Source organism: Nocardioides marmoribigeumensis (genome assembly GCF_031458325.1).
GTDB classification, from domain to species: Bacteria; Actinomycetota; Actinomycetes; order Propionibacteriales; family Nocardioidaceae; genus Marmoricola_A; species Marmoricola_A marmoribigeumensis.
On sequence record NZ_JAVDYG010000001.1, the window covers coordinates 1,909,229 to 1,933,086 of the forward strand.

22 protein-coding genes and 1 riboswitch are annotated in these 23,858 nt (G+C 74.6%); of the genes, 16 read left to right on the top strand and 6 right to left on the bottom strand.

The genetic code is table 11. The features are described from left to right. The first annotated feature begins 5 nt into the window (after positions 1-5). From J2S63_RS09145 to J2S63_RS09195, 11 genes are all read left to right on the top strand, one after another. Positions 6-1,625, top strand: coding sequence for an FAD-dependent oxidoreductase (locus J2S63_RS09145; RefSeq protein WP_310301531.1), 1,620 nt, complete (start codon positions 6-8; stop codon positions 1,623-1,625). Between the two features lie 126 nt (positions 1,626-1,751). Further along, positions 1,752-2,501 (top strand): TetR/AcrR family transcriptional regulator, encoded by a 750-nt coding sequence (locus J2S63_RS09150; protein WP_310306646.1) that lies wholly within the window; start codon positions 1,752-1,754, stop codon positions 2,499-2,501. Beyond that, the gene (locus J2S63_RS09155; RefSeq protein ID WP_310301533.1) at positions 2,498-3,865 is read left to right on the top strand and encodes a cytochrome P450; all 1,368 of its coding nucleotides are present in this window, start codon (positions 2,498-2,500) and stop codon (positions 3,863-3,865) included. Before J2S63_RS09150 ends, J2S63_RS09155 begins: the two co-directional genes overlap by 4 nt. Further along, a complete protein-coding gene (locus J2S63_RS09160; RefSeq protein WP_310301535.1) occupies positions 3,858-4,853 on the top strand; it encodes a GNAT family N-acetyltransferase in 996 nt (331 codons plus the stop codon). The genes J2S63_RS09155 and J2S63_RS09160 overlap by 8 nt, the downstream gene beginning before the upstream one ends. 106 nt (positions 4,854-4,959) lie before the next feature. Then, complete coding sequence (locus J2S63_RS09165; RefSeq protein WP_310301537.1) at positions 4,960-5,520, top strand: hypothetical protein; 561 nt, start codon at positions 4,960-4,962, stop codon at positions 5,518-5,520. A gap of 43 nt (positions 5,521-5,563) precedes the next feature. Next, complete coding sequence (locus tag J2S63_RS09170; RefSeq protein ID WP_310301539.1) at positions 5,564-5,941, top strand: DUF1304 domain-containing protein; 378 nt, start codon at positions 5,564-5,566, stop codon at positions 5,939-5,941. A gap of 71 nt (positions 5,942-6,012) precedes the next feature. After that, positions 6,013-6,678, top strand: a complete 666-nt coding sequence (locus J2S63_RS09175; RefSeq protein WP_310301541.1) for a 4a-hydroxytetrahydrobiopterin dehydratase — start codon at positions 6,013-6,015, stop codon at positions 6,676-6,678. Between the two features lie 40 nt (positions 6,679-6,718). After that, the gene (locus tag J2S63_RS09180; RefSeq protein WP_310301542.1) at positions 6,719-8,308 is read left to right on the top strand and encodes an adenylate/guanylate cyclase domain-containing protein; all 1,590 of its coding nucleotides are present in this window, start codon (positions 6,719-6,721) and stop codon (positions 8,306-8,308) included. 166 nt (positions 8,309-8,474) lie between these two features. Further along, positions 8,475-8,621, top strand: a riboswitch (cyclic di-AMP (ydaO/yuaA leader). A 1-nt stretch (position 8,622) separates the two neighbouring features. Then, entirely contained in the window at positions 8,623-9,081 is a 459-nt protein-coding gene (locus J2S63_RS09185) for a transglycosylase family protein (RefSeq protein WP_310301544.1), read from the top strand. A 78-nt stretch (positions 9,082-9,159) separates the two neighbouring features. Beyond that, complete coding sequence (locus tag J2S63_RS09190; protein WP_310301546.1) at positions 9,160-12,468, top strand: ATP-binding protein; 3,309 nt, start codon at positions 9,160-9,162, stop codon at positions 12,466-12,468. Between the two features lie 73 nt (positions 12,469-12,541). After that, complete coding sequence (locus J2S63_RS09195; protein WP_310301547.1) at positions 12,542-13,963, top strand: FAD-binding oxidoreductase; 1,422 nt, start codon at positions 12,542-12,544, stop codon at positions 13,961-13,963. 48 nt (positions 13,964-14,011) lie between these two features. Here J2S63_RS09195 and abmR read toward each other — a convergent pair whose 3' ends face one another. Continuing rightward, positions 14,012-14,572 (bottom strand): ATP-binding transcription factor AbmR, encoded by a 561-nt coding sequence (gene abmR / locus J2S63_RS09200; protein ID WP_310301549.1) that lies wholly within the window; start codon positions 14,570-14,572, stop codon positions 14,012-14,014. A 191-nt stretch (positions 14,573-14,763) separates the two neighbouring features. Between abmR and J2S63_RS09205 the strand changes: the two genes are divergently transcribed. Next, positions 14,764-15,243, top strand: a complete 480-nt coding sequence (locus J2S63_RS09205) for an MOSC domain-containing protein (RefSeq protein WP_310301551.1) — start codon at positions 14,764-14,766, stop codon at positions 15,241-15,243. Here the strand turns inward: J2S63_RS09205 and J2S63_RS09210 are convergent. The 3 genes from J2S63_RS09210 to J2S63_RS09220 are packed head-to-tail and all read right to left on the bottom strand — an operon-like array spanning position 15,201 to position 17,394. Further along, positions 15,201-15,527, bottom strand: coding sequence for a DUF1905 domain-containing protein (locus tag J2S63_RS09210; protein WP_310301553.1), 327 nt, complete (start codon positions 15,525-15,527; stop codon positions 15,201-15,203). The two genes, J2S63_RS09205 and J2S63_RS09210, sit on opposite strands and share 43 nt — an antisense overlap. A 1-nt stretch (position 15,528) precedes the next feature. After that, positions 15,529-16,959, bottom strand: a complete 1,431-nt coding sequence (locus J2S63_RS09215; RefSeq protein ID WP_310301555.1) for a dihydrolipoyl dehydrogenase family protein — start codon at positions 16,957-16,959, stop codon at positions 15,529-15,531. A 39-nt stretch (positions 16,960-16,998) separates the two neighbouring features. After that, positions 16,999-17,394, bottom strand: a complete 396-nt coding sequence (locus J2S63_RS09220; protein ID WP_310301557.1) for a VOC family protein — start codon at positions 17,392-17,394, stop codon at positions 16,999-17,001. A gap of 174 nt (positions 17,395-17,568) precedes the next feature. Between J2S63_RS09220 and J2S63_RS09225 the strand changes: the two genes are divergently transcribed. After that, positions 17,569-17,802, top strand: a complete 234-nt coding sequence (locus J2S63_RS09225; protein WP_310301559.1) for a hypothetical protein — start codon at positions 17,569-17,571, stop codon at positions 17,800-17,802. A gap of 52 nt (positions 17,803-17,854) precedes the next feature. After that, complete coding sequence (locus tag J2S63_RS09230) at positions 17,855-18,715, top strand: esterase/lipase family protein (protein ID WP_310301560.1); 861 nt, start codon at positions 17,855-17,857, stop codon at positions 18,713-18,715. Positions 18,716-18,742: 27 nt separating this feature from the next. Here the strand turns inward: J2S63_RS09230 and J2S63_RS09235 are convergent, their stop codons facing one another. Together J2S63_RS09235 and dnaB are read right to left on the bottom strand one after the other, a co-directional pair. Then, entirely contained in the window at positions 18,743-19,543 is an 801-nt protein-coding gene (locus J2S63_RS09235) for a crotonase/enoyl-CoA hydratase family protein (protein ID WP_310301562.1), read from the bottom strand. A gap of 12 nt (positions 19,544-19,555) precedes the next feature. Further along, the gene (gene dnaB / locus J2S63_RS09240) at positions 19,556-21,355 is read right to left on the bottom strand and encodes a replicative DNA helicase (RefSeq protein ID WP_374725136.1); all 1,800 of its coding nucleotides are present in this window, start codon (positions 21,353-21,355) and stop codon (positions 19,556-19,558) included. Positions 21,356-21,834: 479 nt separating this feature from the next. Between dnaB and J2S63_RS09245 the strand changes: the two genes are divergently transcribed. Further along, entirely contained in the window at positions 21,835-23,214 is a 1,380-nt protein-coding gene (locus J2S63_RS09245) for an MATE family efflux transporter (protein WP_310301564.1), read from the top strand. A 41-nt stretch (positions 23,215-23,255) separates the two neighbouring features. Next, positions 23,256-23,849, top strand: a complete 594-nt coding sequence (locus J2S63_RS09250; RefSeq protein WP_310301567.1) for a hypothetical protein — start codon at positions 23,256-23,258, stop codon at positions 23,847-23,849. Positions 23,850-23,858 lie beyond the last annotated feature (9 nt).

Sequence of the window (23,858 nt, forward strand, 5' to 3'; positions counted from 1 at the left end):
CCGCCATGCCGTACGTCGTCACCCAGTCCTGCTGCGCCGACGCCTCCTGCGTCGTCGCCTGCCCGGTCAACTGCATCCACCCCGCCCCCGGGGAGCCCGGCTTCGCCGAGGCCGAGCAGCTGTACGTCGACCCGGAGTCCTGCGTGGACTGCGGCGCCTGCACCACGGCCTGCCCGGTCGGGGCGCTCGTGCCGCACACGCTGCTGACGCCCGAGCAGGAGCCGTTCCTGGCGACCAACCGCGACTACTACACGGTCCACCCGCACTCCGACCGCGCACCGCTGGCGATCGTCGCGCCGCAGCGCCGGTTGCGGCGGCCCGGTCCGTTCCGGGTCGCGGTCGTCGGGGCGGGACCGGCCGGGCTCTACACCGCCGACGAGCTGCTCAAGCACCCCGAGATCAGCGTCGACGTGCTCGACCGGCTGCTCACGCCGTACGGCCTGGTGCGCGCGGGGGTCGCACCGGACCACCAGCACACCAAGCAGGTCACGGACCTGTTCGCCGCGATCGAGGAGCAGCCCGGCTTCCGCTACCGGCTGGGCGTCGACGTCGGGCGGACCATGTCTCATGACGACCTGAGGGCGCAGTACGACGCCGTCGTCCACGCCGTCGGTGCGTCCGGGGCGAAGCGTCTCGGCATCGAGGGCGAGGACCTGCCCGGCTCGGTCTCGGCGACGGAGCTGACCGGGTGGTACAACGGCCGCCCCGAGTGCCAGGACCTGCTCGTGCCGCTCGACCGCGAGCGAGCCGTCGTGGTGGGCACCGGCAACGTCGCGCTCGACGTGGCCCGCCTGCTCACGATCGACCCCGACGAGCTGGCGACCACGAGCATCGCCCGGCTCCCCGAGACCGCGCTCGGCCGCAGCGCCGTGCGGGAGGTGGTCGTGCTGGGTCGGCGGGGTCCCGAGCACGCGGCCTTCACCGTCCCCGAGCTGATCGGCCTGCGCGGCCTCGTGGCCCGGGGAGCGCTGCGGGTGGTGGTCGACACGGGCGGGCGGCCCCTGGACCCGGCCGACCCGAAGTCCGCGCTCCTCGCCGACCTCGCGGAGCTGTCGCGGGTCGGAGACCGACCGCCCCGCACCCTCGTCGTGCGGTTCCACACCACGCCGACCCGGGTGCTCGGCACCGAGCGGGTCGAGGGGCTCGAGGTGACCCGCGACGGCGTGAGCGAGGTGCTGGCGGCCGGGCTCGTGGTGCGGTCGGTGGGGTTCAAGGGCGCTCCCGTGCCGGGACTGCCCTTCGACGACGCGACCGGCACCGTGCCGCACGAGGCCGGACGGGTCGAGCCGGGGACGTACGTCGTCGGGTGGATCAAGCGCGGCCCCCGCGGCTTCATCGGCACCAACAAGTCCGACGCGGCCGAGACCGTCTCGGCGATCCTCGACGACCTCGACGCCGGGCTGCCCGCACCGGACGCGGTCCCCGGGCCCCTGCCCGGCGTGATCGGGCTCGAGGGCTGGCGCGCGATCGACGCGGAGGAGCGCCGCCGCGGCGCGGCGCAGGGCCGGACCCGCGCCACGATCGTCGACCTCGACGAGCTGCGCCGGATCGCCGAGGAGGCCGAGCACCGGACCCCCGCCACCCGGCCCACCCGCAGGCCGGCGCTCCGGCGTCGCCGCAGCTGACCGGCGGGCCGGTGAGCCGGTGAGCCGGTGAGCCGGTGAGCCACATCGGCGCCCATGTCGGGGCCGGCCCCGCCCGCTATCCTGCGCAGGTCCACACGAGAGCGACACGAGCGGGGCGTGACCCGGATGGCCGGCCACAGCGGCAAGACCGACGGTCGACAGTCACGCTGGGACGAGCACAACGAGGCCCGTCGCACCGCCGTCCTCGACGCCGCGATCGCCGCGATCGAGGCGGCCCCGGAGGGCGCCGAGGTGCCGGTGGCCGACATCGCCGCCCGCGCCGGGCTCAGCCGCACGGTGCTCTACCGCCACTTCGACGACCGGGCCGACCTCGACAAGGCGATCCGCGGCCGGATCTTCGAGCACCTCCAAGGGGTGCTCCTCCCGCGCGTGACCCTCGACGGCACCCCGGTGGAGATCATCCAGCGCATCGTCGGGGCCTACGTCGACTGGGCGACCGCCCACCCCCGTCTGCACCACGTCGTCCACCAGCAGCCGCTCGGCCTGCCGGGCAGCCCCACCGACCAGGCCATCGGCCAGCTGGCCCGCCAGATCCGTGACCTCATCGTGCTGGGCACGACGGTGCTGGCCTTCGAGGCCGACGACGACGTCCAGGCCGCGCTGGACCCCCTCGTCTTCGGCTTCATCGGCATGGTGATGGCCGCGGTCCACCGGTGGCTCGGGCGAGCCGATCCGGCGCCGGCGGCCGAGGCGTTCACCGGCCTGCTGAGCGAGGCGATCTGGATGCAGATCCACGGGATGGCCGCGGCTCGCGGTCTCGAGCTCGACGCCGACGTGCCGATCGAGCAGCTGCTCGCCGGCGCCCTGGAGAGCCCGGAGTCGGAGCCGGCGCTCGAGTCGACGGAGACGCCGTGAGGGGCGCGAGCGGCGTGGTCACCCTTCCCCGGCACTCGGTGCGCTGGGTGCTGGCCCACGGCATCATCCGCGCGCTCAACGCCCGGGAGGCCCGGCGCGGCAACCCGATCGCCCGCCTCATGAGCGACCCGACCGCACGGGCCGAGCCGTGGTCGACGTACTCCGGCGTCCGCGAGCAGGGACCGGTCCTCGGCGAGGGCTCGTTCCGCGTCACGGCCTCCCACGCGGTCGCCGCGGAGATCCTGCGCAGCGACGCCTTCGGCGTCCCGGCGGCCAACGCCCACTTCCCCGAGCCGCTGCACTCGATCTTCCTGGCCACGCTCTCGGAGTACGACGTCGGGCCGGTCGACCCGCCGTCCCTCCTGGCCCTCGACGCCCCCGACCATACCCGGCTGCGCCGCCTGGTGGCCCGGCACTTCACGGCTCGCCGGGTGGCACAGCTGGAGGCCGACGTCGTCGCGACGACGAAGGCGCTGCTCGACGGGCTCGACGGGCTCGACGGGCTCGACGGGCTCGACCGGCCGCACGGCGACGGAGCGGTCGACCTGGTCGAGCACTTCTCCGCCCGGCTGCCGGTCGCGGTGATCTCGCGCCTGCTCGGGGTGCCCGACCACCGGCGGGACGAGGTCCTCGCCTGGGGCAACGAGGGTGCCAAGCAGCTCGACGGCGGGCTGGGCTACCGCGAGTTCCTCGGCACCACCCGGGCCGTGACCGACATGCACCGCGCGATGGACGAGCACATCGCCGACCTGCGTGCCCACCCCGGGGACGACCTGCTGAGCAGCGTGATCCGCTCGGCGGACGCCCTGCCCGCCGACGAGCAGCCGACCGCGGTCGAGCTGCGGATGATCGCGCTGCTGGTGCTGGGCGCCGGCTTCGAGACCACGGTCAACCTGATCAGCAACGCGGTCGCGCGCCTCGACGAGCACCCCGAGGAGAAGGCGCGCTGCCTGGCCGACGAGTCCCTGTGGGACAACGCGGTCGAGGAGGTGCTGCGCCACGACTCCCCGGTGCAGCTGACCGGCCGCACCGCCGTCCGGGACACGACCGTCGAGGGCGTCGCGATCCCGGCCGGCACGACGGTGCTGATCATGCTGGGCGGGGCCAACCGCGACCCTGCGGTCTTCGCGGACCCCGACCGCTTCGACGTCGGTCGCGCCGAGGCCGGCGAGCACCTCGCCTTCAGCCTCGGCGCACACTTCTGCCTCGGCGCCCAGCTGGCCCGGCTGGAGGCGCGGGTGGCGCTGCGCGAGCTCTACTCCCGCCACCCCGACCTGCGCGTGGTCGGCACCCCTGTGCGCAAGCAGACCCAGGTGCTGCGGGGCTACGAGCACCTGCCCGTGGAGCTCGGCCCCCGTGCCTGAACCGGGCGCGAGCCCCTACCCCCGACGCCTCGACCGCGTCACGCTCCGGCTGATGCGGGTCGCCGACGCCGAGGTCCACGCGGCCTACCGCTCCGACCCCGAGGTCGCCCGGCACCAGCTGTGGGAGGTGCCCTACCCGGTCGAGAAGGCCGTCGAGTCGTTCCGCGACCAGGAGGAGCTCGACGACCTGGTCGTCGGCGGCTGGACGACTCTGGCGATCGAGGTCGACGGGCAGGTCGTCGGCGACGTGGTCTGTCGCGTCGACGAGACCGGAGGGGTCGCCGAGATCGGCTACACGCTGGCCCGGGCGCACCAGGGCAGGGGCTACGCGTGGGAGGCCGCCTCGGCGCTGGTCGAGGACCTGGTCGAGCGCATCGGGGTGGGCCGGGTCCTCGGCGAGCTCGACCCCGTCAACGTGCCCTCCCAACGGGTCCTCGAGCACGTCGGCCTGGTGTTCGAGTCCTTCACGCTCAGGTCGTTCCTGTGGCGCGGGGTGTGGAGCGACAACATGGGCTACGCCGCGACCGCCGAGCAGTGGCGGGCCTGGCACGACCGGCCGCGCACGCCGTTCGAGGACGTCCGGCTGGTCGAGCTCGACGCGACCACACAGGCGTCGTACGCCGCCCTGGGCACGCACCACTCCCAGCTCCGCTTCGTCCCCCCGCCGCTGGAGGTGTACGCCGCCGCGCAGTTCGGCGACCGCCTGCTGCTCCGCGGGATCGAGGCGGACGGGCAGCCGGCCGGGCTCGTGCTCCTCGGCACCGGGGACGAGTCGTGGACCGTCGAGGCCCTGCTGGTCGACCGGATGCTGCAGCGGCGCGGGGCCGGACGTGCGGCGCTGGACCTGGTCACGGACCTCGCGCGGACCTCCGGCGCCGGGTCGCTGCGGGCCCCGCGGCACGAGGGACCGGGGAGCCCGACCCGCTTCCTGCAGGCCTGCGGCTTCGTCGACGACGCGGAGCACCTGACGCGGCGGCTGTCCGGCTGACCCGGGCCGACGGCCCAAGTCGCCTGCAAGTCAGCCCCAAGCGGCGCGCCCCAGGGTGGGTGACGTCCCCGAGAGACGGGGCCACACCTCCCGAAAGGTCCACCCGATGCGCCAGATCGCCGGCCTCGCCGCCGCCCTCACCCTGTCCACCGTCGCCGTCGGCGCCGCCGTCCTCGGCCCGGCCGTCGCCTCGGCCGAGCCCGCACAGGTCTCCGACGGCCACGCCGTGGCCGGGGCGCAGAACGCCACCCTGGCGCAGCTCAAGAAGGCGCTGCGTCCCTTCCAGGACAGCCCCGCCGCCGCGGAGGCCGCGGGCTACGAGCCGTCCACGACCTGCGTCGCGGCGCCGATGGGCGGCATGGGCTACCACTACGTCAACCTGTCGCTGGCCATGCAGCCGGCAGACCCGATGCACCCCGCGGTGCTGGTCTACGTCCCGGGCGACGACGGCCGCCTCGCCCTCGGGGCCGCGGAGTGGTTCAAGGTCGACGAGGACCAGGACCTCTCCACCGACGGGGACCGCCCCGCGCTGTTCGGCCGTGACTTCGACGGCCCGATGCTCGGCCACGAGCCCGGCATGCCCACCCACTACGACCTGCACGCGTGGCTGTTCCAGCCCAACCCCAAGGGCGTCTTCCAGCCCTGGAACCCGACCGTCTCCTGCTGAGCGTTCGCCTGCTCCGGCCGGCGTCCGCGGGCATCCTGTCCCCATGGAGACCATCGGGTGGGTGCTCGCGGCGCTGGCCGGGCTGCTGCACGTCTACATCTTCGTCCTCGAGGCCCTGCGCTTCGACGACCCCGGCACCCGCGCGGTGTTCCGGATCGAGCCGGAGCACGCCGACGCGGTCCGGCCGTGGGCCTGGAACCAGGGCTGGTACAACCTCTTCCTCGCCGTGGGCGCCCTGGCCGGCGCCGGGTTCGGGCTCGCCGACCACCACGGCACGTCGGTCCCGCTGGTGGTGCTGGCCTGCGGGAGCATGACGGCCGCGGCGCTCGTGCTGGTCCTCACCGACCGCCGCATGCAGCGCTCGGCCCTGCTCCAGGGCACGATCCCCACCCTGGCGCTCCTCGCCCTCGCGCTGGGCTGACCGGCGCGCCTTCCCGTCGTACGACGGCGCGGGGGTTCCGCCTGTCGGTGCGGTCGGCGAGAGTGGCAGGCATGAGCCCAGACCGCAAGCAGACGCTGACCGGGTCCCAGGTCGAGGCCGAGGGACTGACCGGGTGGACCTTCGCCCTCGACGAGCTGTCCACCCGCATCTCGTGCCCCGACTTCGCCGCCGCCCTGCGCCTGGTCGTCGCCATCGGCGAGGCCGCCGAGAGCGCCGACCACCACCCCGATCTCGACCTGCGCTGGGGGCGGGTCGACGTGCGCATGTCGAGCCACGACGTCGGCGGGGTCACCAGCCGAGACGTCGACCTCGCCCGCACGATCAGCCGCCTCGTGCAGGAGCAGGGGGCCGAGCAGGCCAGCGACACCGTCTCGCGCCTCGAGCTGGCGCTCGACACCCCGTCCGCCGCGGAGATCCGGCCCTTCTGGGCGGCGATCCAGGGCCTGGAGGACGCCGGCGACGGCGAGTGGGCCGACCTGAAGGACCCCTTCGACCGCACGCCCACGCTGTGGTTCCAGGAGTCCGGCGACGAGGAGCCCCGGCAGCGCTGGCACCCCGACATCTGGGTCGACCCCGCCCAGGCCCGCGCGCGCATCGACGCCGCGCTGGCCGCCGGCGGGACCCTCGTGAGCGACGAGCACGCCCCGTCGTTCTGGGTGCTCGCCGACGCCCAGGGCAACAAGGCGTGCATCTGCACGTGGCAGGAGCGCGGCTGATCCCACCCGCGCCGAGCACCGCGACTGTCACCATGTCGGCGTGAGCGACACCGACCAGGCGGCCCAGGAGCGGGCCGAGGAGACCGTCCCCGCCTCGGAGGTCCGGGCCGAGCGCGCGGACCGCGTCTCGGCGACGCGCTCCCTCCGCCGGGGCCGCCGACTGTGGCGGGTGGCCAACCTCGGCGTCATCAGCGTGCTCATGGTGTCCAACACCGTCGGCGCGATCATCGCGCTGGTGCTGCCGATGTTCGTCATCCCGCTGCCGCCCTACCGGCCCGGCCACGAGCGCTCGACGCTGTTCTTCGTCGTCACCGTCGCGATCTACGTCGGCGCCGCGCTGCCGCTGGGCATCTGGCTCGGCCGCCGCGCCCAGCGCGCCGCGCGGCAGTGGCTGCTGTCCGGCCGACCGGCCACGCTGCGCGAGCAGCGCATCGTGCTGCGCACCCCGAGCCGGCTGTTCCTGGTGCAGATGTTCTTCTGGCTGCCCGCCGCCCTCCTCTTCGGCGCGCTGAGCCTCGGCCGCGGCTTCATGGGCGCCTTCTGGGTCACGGCCACTGTCGCCCTCGCGGGCGCGACGACCGCCGCGTCGACCTACCTCCTCGCCGAGCGGATCCTCCGCCCGATCGCCGCCAAGGCGCTGTCCCGGGGCGCCCAGGGCGACTTCCGTGTCAGCGGCGTGCGGCGGCGCGCGATCCTGGCGTGGGTTCTCGGCACGGGTGTGCCCGTCGGGGGCCTGCTCGCGGTCGGCATCGTCTCCCTGAGCACGGGCGACGGCTCCCGGCAGCAGGTGCTCGTCGCCGTGATCGTGCTCTGCGGCATCGGCGTGGTCGTCGGCTTCGCGACCGTGAGCGCGGTGGCGCGGGCCACCGCGGGCCCGATCCTCGGGGTGTCCCGCGCGCTGCGCCGCGTGCAGGACGGCGACCTCGACGTGTCGGTGCCCGTCTACGACGCGACCGAGATCGGGCGACTCCAGGTCGGCTTCAACGCGATGGTCGTCGGGCTGCGCGAGCGGGAGCGCATCCGCGACGCGTTCGGCACCTATGTCGACCCGGCGATCGCCGAGCTGATCCTGCGGGAGGGCACCGACCTCGACGGCGAGGAGCTCGAGGTGACGGTGATGTTCATCGACATCCGCGGCTTCACCACCTACGCCTCCGAGACCGAGGCCCACGAGGTGGTCACGCGGGTCAACCAGCTGTTCTCCACCGTGGTGCCGATCGTCCACGAGCACGAGGGGCACGTGGACAAGTTCGTCGGCGACGGCCTGCTGGCCGTCTTCGGCGCCCCGCGGCGCAACGAGCGCCACGCCGACGCCGCGCTGGCGGCCGCGCGGGCCATCGCCGAGGCCGTCCCCCAGGTCGACCCCGACCTCGGCATCGGCATCGGCCTCAACTCCGGGCCGGTCGTCGCCGGCAACGTAGGCGGCGGCGGTCGGCTGGAGTTCACCGTCATCGGCCACACCGTCAACATCGCCGCCCGGGTGGAGTCCGCGACCCGCGAGACCGGTGACACCGTGCTGCTCTCGGAGGCGACCCGCGACCAGCTGGCCGACCCTCCGGACCTCACCGCGCGCGAGGGCATCCACCTCAAGGGCCGCGACGGCGAGGTCACGCTCTACGCACCCGCCTAGCACCTCGGGTCCGTCCCCTGGGTCACACCGATCCCTGCGGTCACGACCTCGGCCCGGGAAGGTAAAGACCCGTCCTCGGTGCTTCACCGGGCCGCACGGTCCGTCGTAGTTTTCTCGGGCCTCGCACCCCCTGCGGGGCGGCCACCGTCGTACGCCGAGTCCTGCCGGTCGGTGGTCCCCGAACCGCTTGGCAGGAGCGGGGGACCCACGTTCCACGGGCTGCCACCGCAGCCCTCGGGGTGAAGCCGCGCGAGCGGCCGGGCACTCCTGCCCGAACCCGACAGCTGACCTCGCAGGCGTGTGGAGGAACCTTCATGCGCTCACGCATGCCTGCCGTCCGACGGGCGTCCCGTCGTACCCCCCTGACCGTCCTGTCCCTGCTCTCCTCGGCCCTGATGTCGCTGGTGCTGGTCACCGGCGCCGGCCTCGTCGTCGCCGGCGCCGCCCAGGCCGACACGCGGCCCTCGCCCGGCCCCACGATGCACTCGACCCAGCGGACGCCCCGTCCGCAGGCGCGGCCCCGGCACTACCGCGCCTGGCAGCGGATCGCCCACTGCGAGAGCACCGGCCGGTGGCACGTCGACACCGGCAACGGCTACTACGGCGGCCTGCAGATCAGCGCCGGCACGTGGCGGGCGTACGGCGGCCGGCGCTACGCCCGGCTCCCGCACCGCGCCACGAAGGTGAAGCAGATGCGGGTCGCCGAGCGCATCCTGCGCGGGCAGGGCTGGGGCGCCTGGCCCCACTGCTCGCGCGTCGCCGGCATGCGCTGAGCCTCGCGGGTCGTCCCGCACCGGCGACCTGCGCCGGCGTCGTGGCCGGACGGGCCGCGCGCTCCTAGGCTGTGCGGCGTGGGAGAGCAGGAGGTCTCGGGGGCGACGCGCTACCGCGCGTTCGGCGGGCTGGTGGTGCAGACCGCCGCGGGCGAGCAGGAGCTGCGCCGGCGCCGCGAGCGCGACGTCCTGGCGGTGCTGCTCGCCGTCCGTGCTCCGGTGTCGGCCGACCGGCTGCTCGGCGAGGTGTGGGACTCCGGCGCGGCGCTCGGCTCCCTCCAGGCGGTGGTCTCACGCCTGCGCGACACGGTCGAGCCGCGACGGACCGCGCGCGGGGAGAACCGCTGCCTGGTGAGCACGTCGGCGGGCTACGCGATCCGCGCCGACGTCGCGGACGTCGACACCTGGCTGTTCGAGGACGCCGCCGGACGGTGCCTCGCCTCGACCGACCCGGCCGGGGCGCTGACGCTCTTCGAGCAGGGCGAGGCGCTGTGGACCGGCGAGCCCTACGCCGACTGCTCGCCCGAGGCCGTGGTGGCGGCCCGGGCCCGGCTGGTCGAGCTGCGCGCCGCGGCCACCGAGCGCGCGGCCCAGGCCCTGCTCGACCTCGGCCGCCCCGAGCAGGTCGGGCTGGTCCTGGCGCGCCTGGTCGAGGAGCACCCGTTCCGCGAGCGCCTGTTCGCGCTGCTGGCGCTGGCGCACTACCGCTGCGGCCGCCAGTCCGAGGCGTTGGAGACCCTCCGCGACCTGCGCTCGCGCCTGGCCGACGAGCTGGGAGTCGACCCGACGCCGGAGGTACGCCGGCTGGAGACCGACCTGCTGCGGCAGGACCCGGCGCTGGACGGTCCCGTCGCGGCCCCGCGGTCGCCCGCGCCCGCCCCGGACCGTCCGGCGGCGCCCGGCGACGCGCTGGTCGGCCGGCAGGAGCCCCTGGCCCGCGTGACCACCCTGCTCGACCGGCTGCCGGTGGGGCGGCAGGTCGCCACCGTGCTGGGCGAGCCCGGCATCGGCAAGACCCGGCTCGTCGAGGAGGTCCTGCGCGGGGCGGCCGGTCGCGGTCTCACCACCGTGGTCGGCCAGTGCCACCAGGGCGACGTCGCGCCGGCGCTGTGGCCGTGGACGCAGGTCGTGCGTGCCCTCTCGCCCGACGCGGGGGCCGACCCGCTCCTGCACCCCCTCCTGGCCGACGGCGTGCCGGTCGACACCGGCTCGGGCTCGCTGCGCCTGTTCGACGCGGTCGCCGGCCTGCTCGAGGCCGCTGCCCGTGACGCGGGTGGGCTCGTGGTCGTGCTCGAGGACCTGCACTGGGCCGACAGCACCTCCCTCCAGCTGCTCGCCCACCTCGTGGAGCGCCCCTCCTCCGCCCCGGTCCTGCTGCTCGTGACCCGGCGGACCACCGAGGAGGACGGCGCCGAGCAGCTGCTCACCACCCTGGCCGCCCTCGCCCGTGCCGGGGCGGAGCGGGTCCGGCTCGACGGCCTGGGCCGGGACGACGTGGGGCTGCTGCTCGGCCGATTCCTCGGCCGCGAGCCCTCCACCGTCCCCGCCGGCCTGGTCGACGTGGTCGACGAGGCCACCGCGGGCAACGCGTTCTTCGTGCACGAGTACGCCCGGCTGCTGCAGACACTGGACGACGTGGACGCGGTCGACACGCTCCCGGTGCCGGAGGGGGTGCGCGACGTCATCGGCCAGCGCGTCACCCGGCTCCCGGCCGAGACCCGCGAGCTGCTGCGGGCCGCCGCCGTGCTGGGCCGCGACATCGTCCCCCAGGACGCAGCGGCGCTGGCCGGCCAGCCGCTCGACGAGGCGCTGGACCACCTCGACCTCGCCCTCGCGACCGGGCTGCTCGACGAGCACGGCGACGGCTACCGCTTCGCCCACGCCCTGACCCGTGAGGCGCTCTACGCCGACCTCTCCGCCGCCCGCCGGCTCCGCTGGCACGCACGCGCCGCCGACGTGCTCGCCGAGCGGCTCGGCGACGTGCCCGACGCCGCCGCGGACATCGCGCACCACGCCTCGCTCGCCGTGCCCCTGGGTCCCGACCGGGCGCGTACGGCGTTCACCTGGCTCGGGCGGGCCGCGCGGGTCGCGCTCGCGCGGCAGGCCCCGGTCGAGGCGCGCGACCTCTGGCTGCAGGCCCGGCGGGTGGCCGAGGAGCTCGGCCTCGAGGACGAGCGCCTGCACGCCATGCTCGGCGTCGCCCGCAGCGCCGTCCGCATGGGCACCTTCACCGAGGCGCCGGGGCTGGTGGAGGAGCTCGCCCGCGAGGCCAGCCGGCTGGGCCACTGGGACCTGGTCGCCGCCGCGGCCGCGACGTTCCACCAGGCGGGGGCCTGGACGTGGCGCACCCACGGCAGCAAGAACGAGGAGCTGATCGACCTCTTCACCGCCGCGCTCGACCACGTCGACGCCGCCGACGAGGCGACGCTCTGCGCGACGCTGACCATCGAGCACCAGTTCGGCTGGGACACCGCCGCCAGCGACGCCTACGCGGCGCGCGCGATCGCGGCCGCACGGACGGCCCAGGACCGCGACCTGCTCTGCTCGGCGCTGCTGGTGCGCCAGATCGCCAGCGCCGGCCGCCCCGACCTCGGGGGGCGGTCCTGGCTCGGCGAGGAGCTCCTCGCCGCCGGGCCCAGCGCGGAGATCGAGGTCGCCGGACTGTTCCACCTCGGCTTCGCCCAGCACGAGGAGGGCCGCGTCCGCGAGGCCGAGGAGACGATGGAGGAGGCGCGGCGCAAGGCCGCGACGCTGACCCACAGCGGCCTCGACGTCCCGCTCGCGTGGTGGCGCGCGGCGGTGGCCGCCAGCCACGAGGACCCCGACGCGCGACGGATCGCCGACGAGGCGCTGGCCCTCCACCTGGGCCAGGGCTTCTACTACGGCACCGAGCTGCAGACCCTGCACGCCGTCCTGCACCGGCCCCCCGGCACTCCCCTCGCGTCCGACGTCCTCGCCGGCGCCCGCAGCGGGCTCCACGCGGAGCGGGCGCTGGTGGCCTGGTCGCTGGTCGAGTCCGGTGAGCTCGACGCGGCCGCCGAGGTGGTCGGGGAGATGCCGCCGGCGTACGCCGTGGACTACTCCATCGAGGCGTCGTGGTGCTTGCGACTGCTGGTCGCCGCGGCGCTCGACCGCCGCGACGACGTCGCCGAGCTGCTGCGGCGCATCGACCGCTACACCACCCCGCTGGCCGTCTACGGCTCGGTCCTCCACCTCGGCGCGCTCGACCACTTCCGCGCGGTGGCGCACCGCGCCCTCGGCGACCCGGAGCGTGCCCTGGTGCTGGCCAGGTCGGCGGTCGAGATCAACCGGCGCTGCGAGATCCGCCCGTGGCTGCGCCGCAGCGAGGCGCTGGTGGCCGAGCTGGAGCAAGCCACACCCAAGTGAGTGGCAAGCGGGCCCGCTGATGCTCGTCCCACCACCGGGGAGGTCCCGGTGACCGGACGAGAGAAGGCACCCGATGACCACCAACCCGACCCAGCACCCGACCGCCGTCCCCGGCCAGGCCGCACCGGCCGGCCCCCGCGGCGCGCTGCGCTCGCTCGCCGAGCGGGTCTCCGGCCGGCTGCTCACCCCCGCCGACCCCGAGTGGGCCGCAGCGGTCGTGCCGTGGCGGGTCAACGTCGCCCAGCGCCCGGTCGCCGTGCTCGAGACCCACGACGCCCACGACGTGGTCGCGGCGGTGAGGTGGGCCGCCCATCACGAGGTGCCGGTGACCACGCAGACCACGGGCCACGGCGCGACCCACGTCGACGGGGTCAGCCCGGCCGACGGTGCCCTGGTCGTGCGGTGCACGGGCCTCACCGAGATCGAGGTCGACCTCGAGCGTCGTACGGCGTGGGTGGGCGCGGGCGTGCGCGCCGGACAGCTCCTCGCCGCCCTCGACGGGACCGGCGTGACGTTCCTGTGCGGCTCCAACCCGAGTCCGAGCGTGGTCGGGATGACCGTCACCGGCGGCCTCACCTGGTTCGGCCGTGCGTACGGCGTCGGCGCGGACTCGATCCGCACCGTGGAGCTGGTCGACGGTCTCGGCCGGCTGCGTCGCATCGGACCGGACGAGGCCGAGCGCTTCTGGGCCGTCCGCGGCGCCGGCGGCGACTTCGGCGTGATCACCCGCGTGGAGCTCGCACTGCACCCCGCGCCCCAGGTGCACGGCGGCCGCATGGTCTGGCCGGTCGAGCGGCTCGCCGAGGTGCTCGCGGCCTTCCGCGCCGTCACCGCGACCGCGCCGCGCGAGCTCACGGTGTGGCTGCAGGTGCAGCACTTCCCGGACGTGCCGTTCCTGCCCGAGGAGATCCGCGGGAAGTCGTTCGCCGCGGTGGCCTACACCTTCCTCGGCGCGGAGGTCACCGCCCTGATGCGCATGGCACCGCTGGCCGGCGTGGCGGGCCGGTTGACCGACACGTCCGGCCCCGTGGCGATCGGGGCCCTCGGCGACGTCGCGGCGGAGCCGGTCGACCCGACGCCCGCGATGGAGTACGCCCAGCTGCTGTCGACGATCGACGACACCACGGCCGACGCCCTGGTCGAGCAGGTCGGCACGCGGGGAGCCTGCCCGATCACGATCGTGCAGGTGCGCCACCTCGGCGGTGCGCTGCGCGAGGGCGGGACCTCGGCCTTCGGCACGATCGAGGAGGAGTACCTGCTGCAGGGCATCGGCATCCCCGCCGTCCCCGCGGTCGTCCCGGCGATCGAGGGCGCCTTCGTGGGGCTGGACTCCGCGGCCGCCACGGTCGGCACCGGCCGCGCGCCGCTGGCCTTCCTCGGCGAGACGCCCACCGCGCGCTGGTGGAGCCCGGAGACCCGGGCCCGGCTGGTCGCCGCCAAGCAGGACCTCGACCCCCTCGGCGTCATCCGCTCCAACCGGCCGGTGGCGGGCTGACCGCGCACGGCGCCCTCCTCGCCCGTGGCGAGGAGGGCGCCGTCGTCCTCAGGCCGCGGGGCCGGCCTTGCGCGCCTCCTGCACCGCGACGAGCGCCTCGCGCAGCTGCTGGATCCAGTCGGCCTCGTGCTGGGCGACCAGGCGCACCGACCAGGCGAGGGCGTCGGAGCGCGAGCGGGCGACGCCGGCCTCGACGAGGGTGTCGAGGACCTGCCGCTCGGGCTGGCGCAGCCGGGTCATCACCGGCACCGACAGGTGGGTGAACAGCACCCGGGTCTCGCCGCAGGCGGCTCCCCAGGCGACCTTGCGGTCGAACTGGCGCTCGGCCTCCTGGGCGATGCGGATGCGCTGGGCACGGGTCTCCTCGCGCCAGCGCTGGATGCGGCCGCGCTCGGCGGCACGCGCCTCGGTCCCAGGGTCGGTCCCAGGGTCGGTCCCGGGGTCGGTCTCGTCGCCCTCGTCGGCGGCGGGGGTCGCGTCCGAGGCGGTGCCGGGTGCCGGGATCCGCCCCACGATCACGATCTCGTCCTTGTCGAGGCTCACCTCGGGAGCCTCGACGAACCACTCGTCGGGAAGTCGCCCCGACAGCCAGGCACTGATCGTCGTCATACTGTGATTACAGCATTACACCGCAACGCGCACAACGGCCCCGCCGTTCGCCCTGGGCGGAACCGCGCCCACTGGCCCGGCGCCCCGCGCCGCGTACTCCGACGTACGCGTGGTGGATATCCGATATGTCCAGCGCGTACGTCGGAGTACCCGCGGGGGAACACCGGCGCGCGGGGTCGTGTTCAGCACACGTGAGCACCCTCCCGAGCATCGCCGCGATCCACGTCGCCAAGGCCACGCGCCTGCCGATGCGCGCGCTCGACCAGGTGGTCGCCGAGGCGGGCAAGGGGCTGGTCGGTGACCGCTACCACGGCACGCGGCACCGCCACGTGACCGTGCAGAGCCTCCAGGCGCTGGCCGAGGCCGAGGAGCGCTTCGGCCGCGAGGTGCCCGCCCACCTGACCCGCCGCAACCTGACGCTCAGCCACGGCGAGGTGCCGCGCACGCCCGGCGCACGGCTGCGCATCAGCGTGGTGCTCCTCGAGGTCGTCCGGGTCGCGGCCCCCTGCAAGCTGCTCGACGACACGATCGGGCGTGGCGCCCAGGAGGCGCTGCGCCACCGCGGGGGCTCCGTGTGCCGCGTGCTCGAGGGCGGCACGATCGAGGTGGGCGACCCCGTCGTCGAGGTTCAGGCCCTCGCGACCACGTCCAGCGTCACCTCGACCACCTGACCCGGCCCGACCCCCTCGGCCTCACGGACCCAGTCGCGCAGCGGGACGACGTACCCGCCCTCGCGCGGCCACAGCGCGGTCTCCCACTCGCTGCCGCCGAGCGCGACCCGCACCGGGACCATCCCCCAGCCGTAGGTCACCTCGGCGGCCACGTCGCCGATCTCCTCGCACTGCTCCGGCGGCACCGCCACGAAGTGGTAGGGCGCCGGCCCTCGCCACTCGAACACCGGGCCGGTGACGCTCAGGCGCAGGCCGACCGGCTCGCCGTACTTCCGCCGCACCACCTCACACCTCGTCGGTCGCCGGCTCGGCCTCCAGCAGTCGCAGCCAGACCTCGCTCGCGGTCGGGTAGCTGGGCACGGCGTGCCCCAGCGTCTCGACGTCCAGGCGCCCGGTGACCGCGACCGTCGCGGAGTGCAGCAGCTCGGCGACGTCGGGCCCGACGAAGGTCGCCCCGAGCAGGCGACCGGTGCCCTGCTCGACCACGAGCCTGGCCTGCCCGGTCGCGTCGTCGCGCAGGAGCGCGGCACCCGAGGCCGAGGTGTACGCCGCGTCGCGGGTCTCGACCGACAGCCCGGCCTCGCGGGCCTGGGCCGCGGTGGGGCCGACCCACGCGACCTGCGGGTCGGTGAAGACCACCTGGGGGACGGGCACGTCCTCCGGCACGGACGGGTCGGGGCGGCCCTCGGCGCGGGCGGTGAGGAGCCGACCGACGAGGCGGGCCTGGTGCTTGCCCCAGTGGGTCAGGGGCGCGACGCCGTTGACGTCCCCGACGCTGAGCAGCCAGTCGGGGAGCGCACCGCCGTGGGTGCGACCGGCGACGTCGTCGGCGGTGAGGCCGGCGGACTCGAGCCCGACGTCGGTGACGGGGCGGCGCCCGGTGGCGACCAGCACCTCGTCGACCTCGAGCTCCACGGAGCCGTCGAGCCTCAGCGTGACCGGGCCGCCGTGGATCCTGCCGACGCCGGTGTCACGCACGTCGTCCCGCGAGGCGCCGGAGGTCCCGGTCGAGAGGCGGACCGTCACGCCGGAGGCCTCGAGACCGGCGACCACGAGGTCGGACACGAACGACTCCGCCCGCGGCAGCACCCGGTCGCCGCGCACGAGCAGCGTCACCTCCGACCCGAGCGCAGCCATCCAGCGGGCGGCCTCGCAGGCCACCACGCCGCCGCCGACGACCGCGAGCCGGGCGGGGACCTCGGTCACGCCGGTGACGTCGCGCGAGCCCCAGGCGCCGATGTCGCGCAGCGGCGGCGGCACCACGGGCGCGGAGCCGGTCGCCAGGACCACCGCCTGGCGAGCACGCAGGGTGCGGGTCGACCCGTCCGGCGCGGTGACCTCGACCGTGCGCTCGCCGGCCAGCCGGCCCCGGCCCCGCACGACCGAGATGCCGGCGCCCTCGGCCCACTCGACCTGGCCGCGGTCGTCGTACCCCGAGACCCAGGTGTCGCGCCGCGCCAGCAGCCCGGCCGGGTCCGGCTCCAGCGGACCCCGGATGCCCTGCAGGTGGCGGGCGGCGTCGAGCACGTCGAGCGGACGCAGCAGCGCCTTGCTCGGCATGCACGCCCAGTAGGAGCACTCGCCACCGACGAGCTCGGCCTCGACGATCGCGGCGGTGCGGTCCGAGCCGCGGATCGCGTAGTCGGCGGCGTTCTCGCCGGCGGGGCCGCCCCCGACCACGACGACGTCGTACTCCTCGGTGTGCTGTGGCGTCATCCGGCCAGTCTGCTGCACCCCGGGTGAGCGCGGCAGGCGCTACCGCGTGAGCGCCGGGCGGCCGCCGTACCTCACGGTGAGGACCTCCAGGAGGTGCCCGTCGGGGTCGCGGAAGTAGAACCCACGACCCCCGTCGTCGTGGTTGACCTCCCGCAGCCCGGAACCGTCGGGCTCGGCCCACCAGTCCGCCCCGGAGGCGTCGACCCGGGCGAGCACCCCGTCGAGGTCGGCCTCGTCCACGAGGAAGGCGTAGTGCTGCGGCACGACCGTGTCGTCCCACCCGGCGACGTAGAGGGCGACGTCGTTGGCGAGGTCGACCGCGAGGAACGGTCCCTCCTCGCGCGCCTCCGGCAGGCCGAGGGTCTCGGTGAGGAAGCGGGCGCTGCGCCCGCGGTCGGTGCTGGGCAGGATGTGGTGGTCGAAGCCGATGCTCATCGGGACTCCTTCGGGTCGTCGGTGGAACCAGTGGACCTCCCGGTCCTTGGCGCCCACTTGCAGCGCGCTTGCCTCGCACCCGTCCGGGGCCCGGCCGGGGACGAACCAGGGGCGTGGTCGAGCTCGCGCCGGGGTGGGCTCGTGGGGCCACATCGAGGACAGAGGGGGCCGACCGTGGGAGATCCGGACGCGATGTTCGCGAGCCGCACCGTCGGTGAGCACCTGCTACGTGGGGTCGTGGGGCTCCCGTTGACGGTCGCCGCGTTCGTCCTGGTCGGGACGCTCGGCCCCCTCTCGCTCCTCCTGCTGGTGCCGGCCGTCGCCCTGCTCCGCGGCTGCCCAACCTGCTGGGCGCTCGGGCTCGTCCAGACCCGCGAGCGCACGCGCTGCTCGACCGGTCGCTGCTGAGGGCTCGCGCGGCCCACCCGTGACCCCGTCGCGGGTCGTGCGTTGGACCTGCATGCCCCTCCCACGACGTGCCGCTCTGCTCCTCGCCGCCGTGACCGCGACCGTGCCGTCGCTCGGCGTGCCTGCGCTCACCCAGCCCGCCGGCGCGGAGAGCTACCCCTCCTCCACCTCCCCCAACGACCCGCCCGGCGCCAACGACTGGTCCTGCAAGCCCCCTGCGGCTCACCCGGAGCCCGTGATCCTCGTGCACGGCACGTTCGGCGACCGCACCCACCTGTGGGAGCCGATCTCCTACCGCCTGTCGCAGGCGGGCTACTGCGTGTTCTCCCTCGACTACGGCAACCGCGCCACCGGCCCGATCGAGGACTCCGCCCAGCAGCTGGCCGACTTCACCGCCCGCGTGCTGAGCGCCACGGGCGCCGACGAGGTCTCGATGGTCGGCCACTCCCAGGGCGGGCTCATGCCGCGCTACTACATCAAGAACCTCGGCGGTGCGGCGTACGTCGACGACCTGGTCGGCATCGCCCCCTCCAACCACGGCACCACGGTGCTCAACAGCACGATGTTCGACCCCTCCGGCGGCGGCTACTGCCGGGCGTGCGAGCAGCAGGTCGCCGGCTCGCCGTTCCTGACCGCCCTCAACGCCGACGACGAGACCCCCGGCGACGTCGACTACACGAACATCGTGACCACCCACGACGAGGTGGTCGTGCCCTTCACCTCCGGCTACCTCGAGGGCGGTCGGGACACCGCGCAACTGACCAACGTCGCGGTGCAGGACACCTGCCCGATCGACCCCAGCGAGCACGTCACGGTGCCGACGAGCGCGACGACCTACGCCTGGGTCGCCGACGCCCTCGCCCACGACGGCCCGGCCGACCCCCGCACGCCGGCCCTCTGCGGCGGCCCGTGACCGCCTGAGGACCCGCGGAGAGCCGGCTCAGCGGCCGGTGAACCTGGCCTGCCGTCGCTCGACGAACGAGGCCACGCCCTCGGCGACGTCGGCGGTGCCGAAGAGCCGCTGCAGCCCGGGACCGAAGCCGGCGACCGCCGCAGCGTCACCCTCGACCAGCGCCTGCTGGGCGCTCTCGAGGGTCGCCCGCACGGCCAGCGGTGCGGCGTCGCCGGCGATCGAGCGCGCCAGCTCCAGGCCCCGGTCGTACGCCGCCGCGGCGTCGGGCAGCACCTCCTGCACCAGCCCCATGCGCAGCGCCTCGGCGGCGTCGAACTCGTCGCCGGTGAGCATCCAGCGCATCGCGTTGCCCCACCCGCAGTCACGCGGGAACCGCATCGTGGCTCCGCCGACCGGGTAGATCCCGCGCCGCACCTCCAGCTGGGTGAACCGCGTGCCCTCCGCGGCGACCCGCACGTCGGCGGCGAGCAACAGCTCGATGCCGGCCGTCATGCACCAGCCGTGGGCGACCGCGACGACCGGGGTGCTCCACCGGCCGTCCAGGCGCCAGGGGTCGCGGCCCTGCTCGGGCACGAGCCCCTCCCCCGAGGCCATCGACTCCGCCACGTCGGCCAGGTCGAGCCCGGTGGTGAGGTGGTCGCCCGTGCCGTGCACGAGGCCGCACCACACGTCGGGGTCGTCCTCGATCACGCCGTACGCCAGCGCCAGGTCGCGCAGCAGCTGGCGGTTGAAGCTGTTGCGCTTCTCCGGCCGGGCCAGGCCCACCACGAGCACCCGCCCCTCACGGCGCAGGTCGACGGTCTCGAGCCGGGGCAGGTCGCTGGTCATGGACGCCCCCGCTCAGCCGTGGGCCATGTCGACGAACCGCGAGTAGTGGCCCTGGAACGCCACCGTGACGTCACGGGTCGGGCCGTTGCGGTGCTTGGCCACCAGCAGGTCGGCCTCGCCCAGGCGCGGGGACTCCTTCTCGTAGAGGTCCTCGCGGTGCAGCAGGATCACCATGTCGGCGTCCTGCTCGATGCTTCCCGACTCGCGCAGGTCGGAGATCATCGGCTTCTTGTCCGCGCGCTGCTCCGAGCCACGGTTGAGCTGCGAGAGCGCGATCACCGGGACGTCGAGCTCCTTGGCCAGCAGCTTGATCTGGCGGGAGAACTCCGAGACCTCGAGCTGGCGGGACTCGACTTTCTTGCCCGAGCTCATCAGCTGGAGGTAGTCGATGACCACCAGTCGCAGGTCGTGGCGCTGCTTGAGCCGCCGCGCCTTGGCGCGGATCTCCATCATCGTCATGTTGGGCGAGTCGTCGATGAACAGCGGCGCCGCGTTGACCTCCGACATCTTGCGCGCCAGGCGGTGCCAGTCCTCCTCGGTCATGTGGCCGTTGCGCATGTGGTTGAGCGGGATCTTGGCCTCGGCCGAGAGCAGCCGCATGGTGATCTCGGTGCGCGTCATCTCCAGGCTGAAGACGACCGCAGCCAGGTTGTTGTGGATGCTCGCGGCCCGGCAGAAGTCGAGGGCCAGCGTGGAGTTGTGCGTCGGGATGCTGGTCGGCCCGGCGAGGAACAGGTGGTCCGCCGCGGCCACCTGCACGCACCGCACCGGCACCGAGACGATCGGCTCGACCGACTCGATCTTGACCTGCGAGCCGTCGGGCAGGTCGACGGTGTGACCATCGGCGACGGTGCGCGCGATCTGGCCGGTGGTGACCGTGCGCGCGGGACGGTCGGGGCCGGAGCCGCTGCGGGTGACCCAGTTGTGCTGGTAGTCCGCGACGATCAGCGCCCCGTCGGAGAAGGTCACCGCGAAGCACGGCCGCCCGCGCATCACGCCCGTCGCCGCCACCACCTCGGTCGGCCCGCCGTCGGACCCGAGGACCTGGTCCCCGACCCGCACCTCGCCCATCGTCGTCCAGCCCGTCGGCGTCTCCAGCGGGGTGTCGAGGGCGAGCGCCTTGCCCACCGCGGGTCGCGCGGCGACCACGATCATCTGGCCGCCGTGCAGGCCGTTGGTCAGCTCGTCGAGCTCGGTGAAGCCGGTGGGGACGCCGGTCATCTCGCCGCCCCGGTTGGAGATCGCCTCGATCTCGTCGAGGGTGTCCTGCATGATCGCCGACAGCGGGGCGTAGTCCTCCGAGGTGCGCTTCTCGGTGACCTGGTAGACCTCCTGCTGCGCCGCGTCGACCACGTCGTCGACGTCGCCCTCGCCGGCGTAGCCCATCTGCACGATGCGGGTGCCCGCACCGACCAGCCGGCGGAGCACGGCCTTCTCGCGCACGATCTCGGCGTAGTAGCCGGCGTTGGCCGCGATCGGCACCGAGGCGGTGAGCGTGTGGAGGTAGGGCGCCCCGCCCGCGCGGACGAGCTCACCGCGGCGGCCCAGCTCGGCGGCGATCGTCACCGGGTCGACCGGCTCGCCCCGGCCGTAGAGGTCGAGGACGGAGTCGAAGATGGTCTCGTGGGCCGGCTTGTAGAAGTCGGTGCCCCGCAGCACCTCGACCACGTCGGCGATCGCGTCCTTGGACAGCAGCATCGCGCCGATGACCGACTGCTCGGCGTCGTTGTCCTGGGGCGGCATGCGGTCGTAGGTCATCGCCGACGAGCCTCCCTGCGCACCCTGCGGCGGCACGTCCGGGCCGCCCCACATGTCCAGGTCGGAGGAGTGCCCCGACTGGTCGGTCACGCTCACCTGAGTCTCCCTTCGCTCACTTGCGACCTCTGTTCGACCCCTGTGGTGTGACTCCTGAGGCAGGCTCCCACCGGTCACCGACAGTTGCCCGCCGGGCCCTCCGCGCAGGACCGTACGGGCCCGAGGGGTCCGTTCTCCACCCCGTCCTCCACAGCCCCCTGTGCATAACTGGTGGTCCCATGTGGAACACGCCGCGGTGCTTGTGCACAGCCTGTTCAGCAACCTGTGGAGTCGCGCGCGCTCTCCGCGCCCGCACCCGCTCTGACCTGCGGTGATGCGGCGGCACCGGTGTGAGGGAAAGAAAGTGGCGAAAGTTTTCGGCCCCGGTCCGGACACCGGACGTTCACCAGGACGATCGTCCCCGGGCGCGTCTCGCGAGGATCTGGTAAGGGCCCTCTCCACAGGAGCACCGAGTTCTGCACAGGTACGCTCCCCCGGTGCGGCAGCCCCGATACCACGACGGCTCCGACCCCTCCCATGACCCGAACGGGCCAGATCCGCTCGACCGCGAGGTGCTGGCCCGCCTGGTGCACCTGGCGCTCCCGGCCTTCCTCGCCCTCGTCGTCGAGCCGCTGTTCCTCCTGGCCGACTCCGCCATCGTGGGCCACCTCGGGACGCCCGAGCTGGCCGGGCTCGGCATCGCGGCCGTCCTGCTGCGCGCCGCGGTCGGCCTCAGCATCTTCCTGGCCTACGGCACCACCGCGTCGGTGGCCCGGCAGGTCGGGGCCGGCGACCTGCGCGCGGCGCTCCAGCAGGGGGTGGACGGGCTCTGGCTGGCCCTCGGCCTCGGCGTGGCCGGCGCCGCGGTCGGTCTGGCCGTGAGCCCCTGGCTGATCGCCCCCTTCGACGCCACGCCCGCGGTCCACGACCACGCGGTGACCTACCTGCGCCTCTCGTGGCTCGGCCTACCGCCGATGCTGCTGGTCCTGGCCGCCACGGGCGTCCTGCGCGGGCTCAGCGACGCCCGCAGCCCCCTGCGAGCCGCCGTCGCCGGCAGCCTCGGCAACGTCGTGCTCAACCTGGTCCTCGTCTACCCGGCCGGCCTCGGCCTGGCGGGCTCGGCGATCGGGACCGTGCTCGCCCAGACCGGCATGGCGGCGTACCTCGTGGCCGTGGTGGTCCTCCGGGCCCGCCACCACGAGTCCGGCCTGTCGCTGCGCCCGCACCTGCCCGGCGTACGACGGTCCGCGCGGGCCGGCGGCCCGCTGGTCGTCCGCACGCTCACCCTCCAAGCGGTCCTCCTGCTGACCACCTGGTCGGCCGCCCGGCAGGGGGCGACCGCGACCGCGACCCACCAGCTGGCGATGAGCGTGTGGACCTTCCTCGCCTACGCGCTGGACGCCGTGGCCATCGCCGCGCAGACGATGACCGGCGAGGCGCTGGGCGCAGGTGACCGACGCGGCACGCGGGCACTGACCGACCGGATGATCCGCATCGGTGCGCTGTCCGGGGTCCTGACCGGGGTCCTCCTGGCGCTGACCGCGCCCCTGCTGGGGCCGCTGTTCACCACCGACGAGACCGTCGTCCGGCTGCTCGGCCACGTCCTCCTGGCCGCCGCGGTCTTCCAGCCCCTGGCCGGCATCGTGTTCGTGCTCGACGGGGTCCTCATCGGGGCCGGCGACGGGCGCTACCTCGCGTGGGCCGGCACCGCGGTCCTCCTGCTGTCCGCCCCCGCCGTGCTCCTGGCCTCCACGACCGGCCTCGTCACGGTCTGGGTGGCGTTCGGGCTCACCTTCATCGGAGGCCGCGCGGCGCTGCTCCTGCACCGCTCCCGTGGCGACGCCTGGATGGTCACCGGAGGGTCGCCCTCACCCTGAGACGTGAGTGTGGATCACGTCCTGGCGGGCACCCTGGGGGCGTGAAGGAGCTGCAGACCCTCGCACTCGGGCTGGTCATCGTGTTCGTCGACGTCTCGACCCCCGACTGGGTGGCCGATCCCTTCGGCTGGATCCTGGTCCTCATCGCGCTGGCCGCGATCCGCGAGCAGCTGCCCGACTACCGCCAGGTCTCGCTCGCGGCGTGGACCAGCCTCGCGCTGTCCGTGGTCACCTGGCCCGAGAGCTCGGTGGCCCACGTCGACGGCTGGCTGGAGCTGCTCTTCGGCCTCCCGGTGCTCGCGTTCTGCTTCCTGCTCTGCGACTCCCTGATCGACGTCACCATCCCCGAGCACGCCGCGCGCTTCCGGGCCCTGTGCTGGGCCTTCGCCGTGCTGGTGCTCGCCCCGGTCGCGATCTACGGGCTGGGGTGGGACTGGCTGCAGCTGCCCGCGACCATCGCGGGGGTCGCCGCCAACCTCGCGCTGGTGCTGGTGCTGTTCGGCGCCTCCGACGAGGACGCCTACGTCCCGGCGGGGTCCGCCGCCGAGGAGGACGGGCTCTCCGAGCGCTCCCGCGACGGCTCCGCCGACCGTGAGGCCGCCGACTCCGAGGATCGCGGCAAACACCGGGCGTGAGCCCGCCTG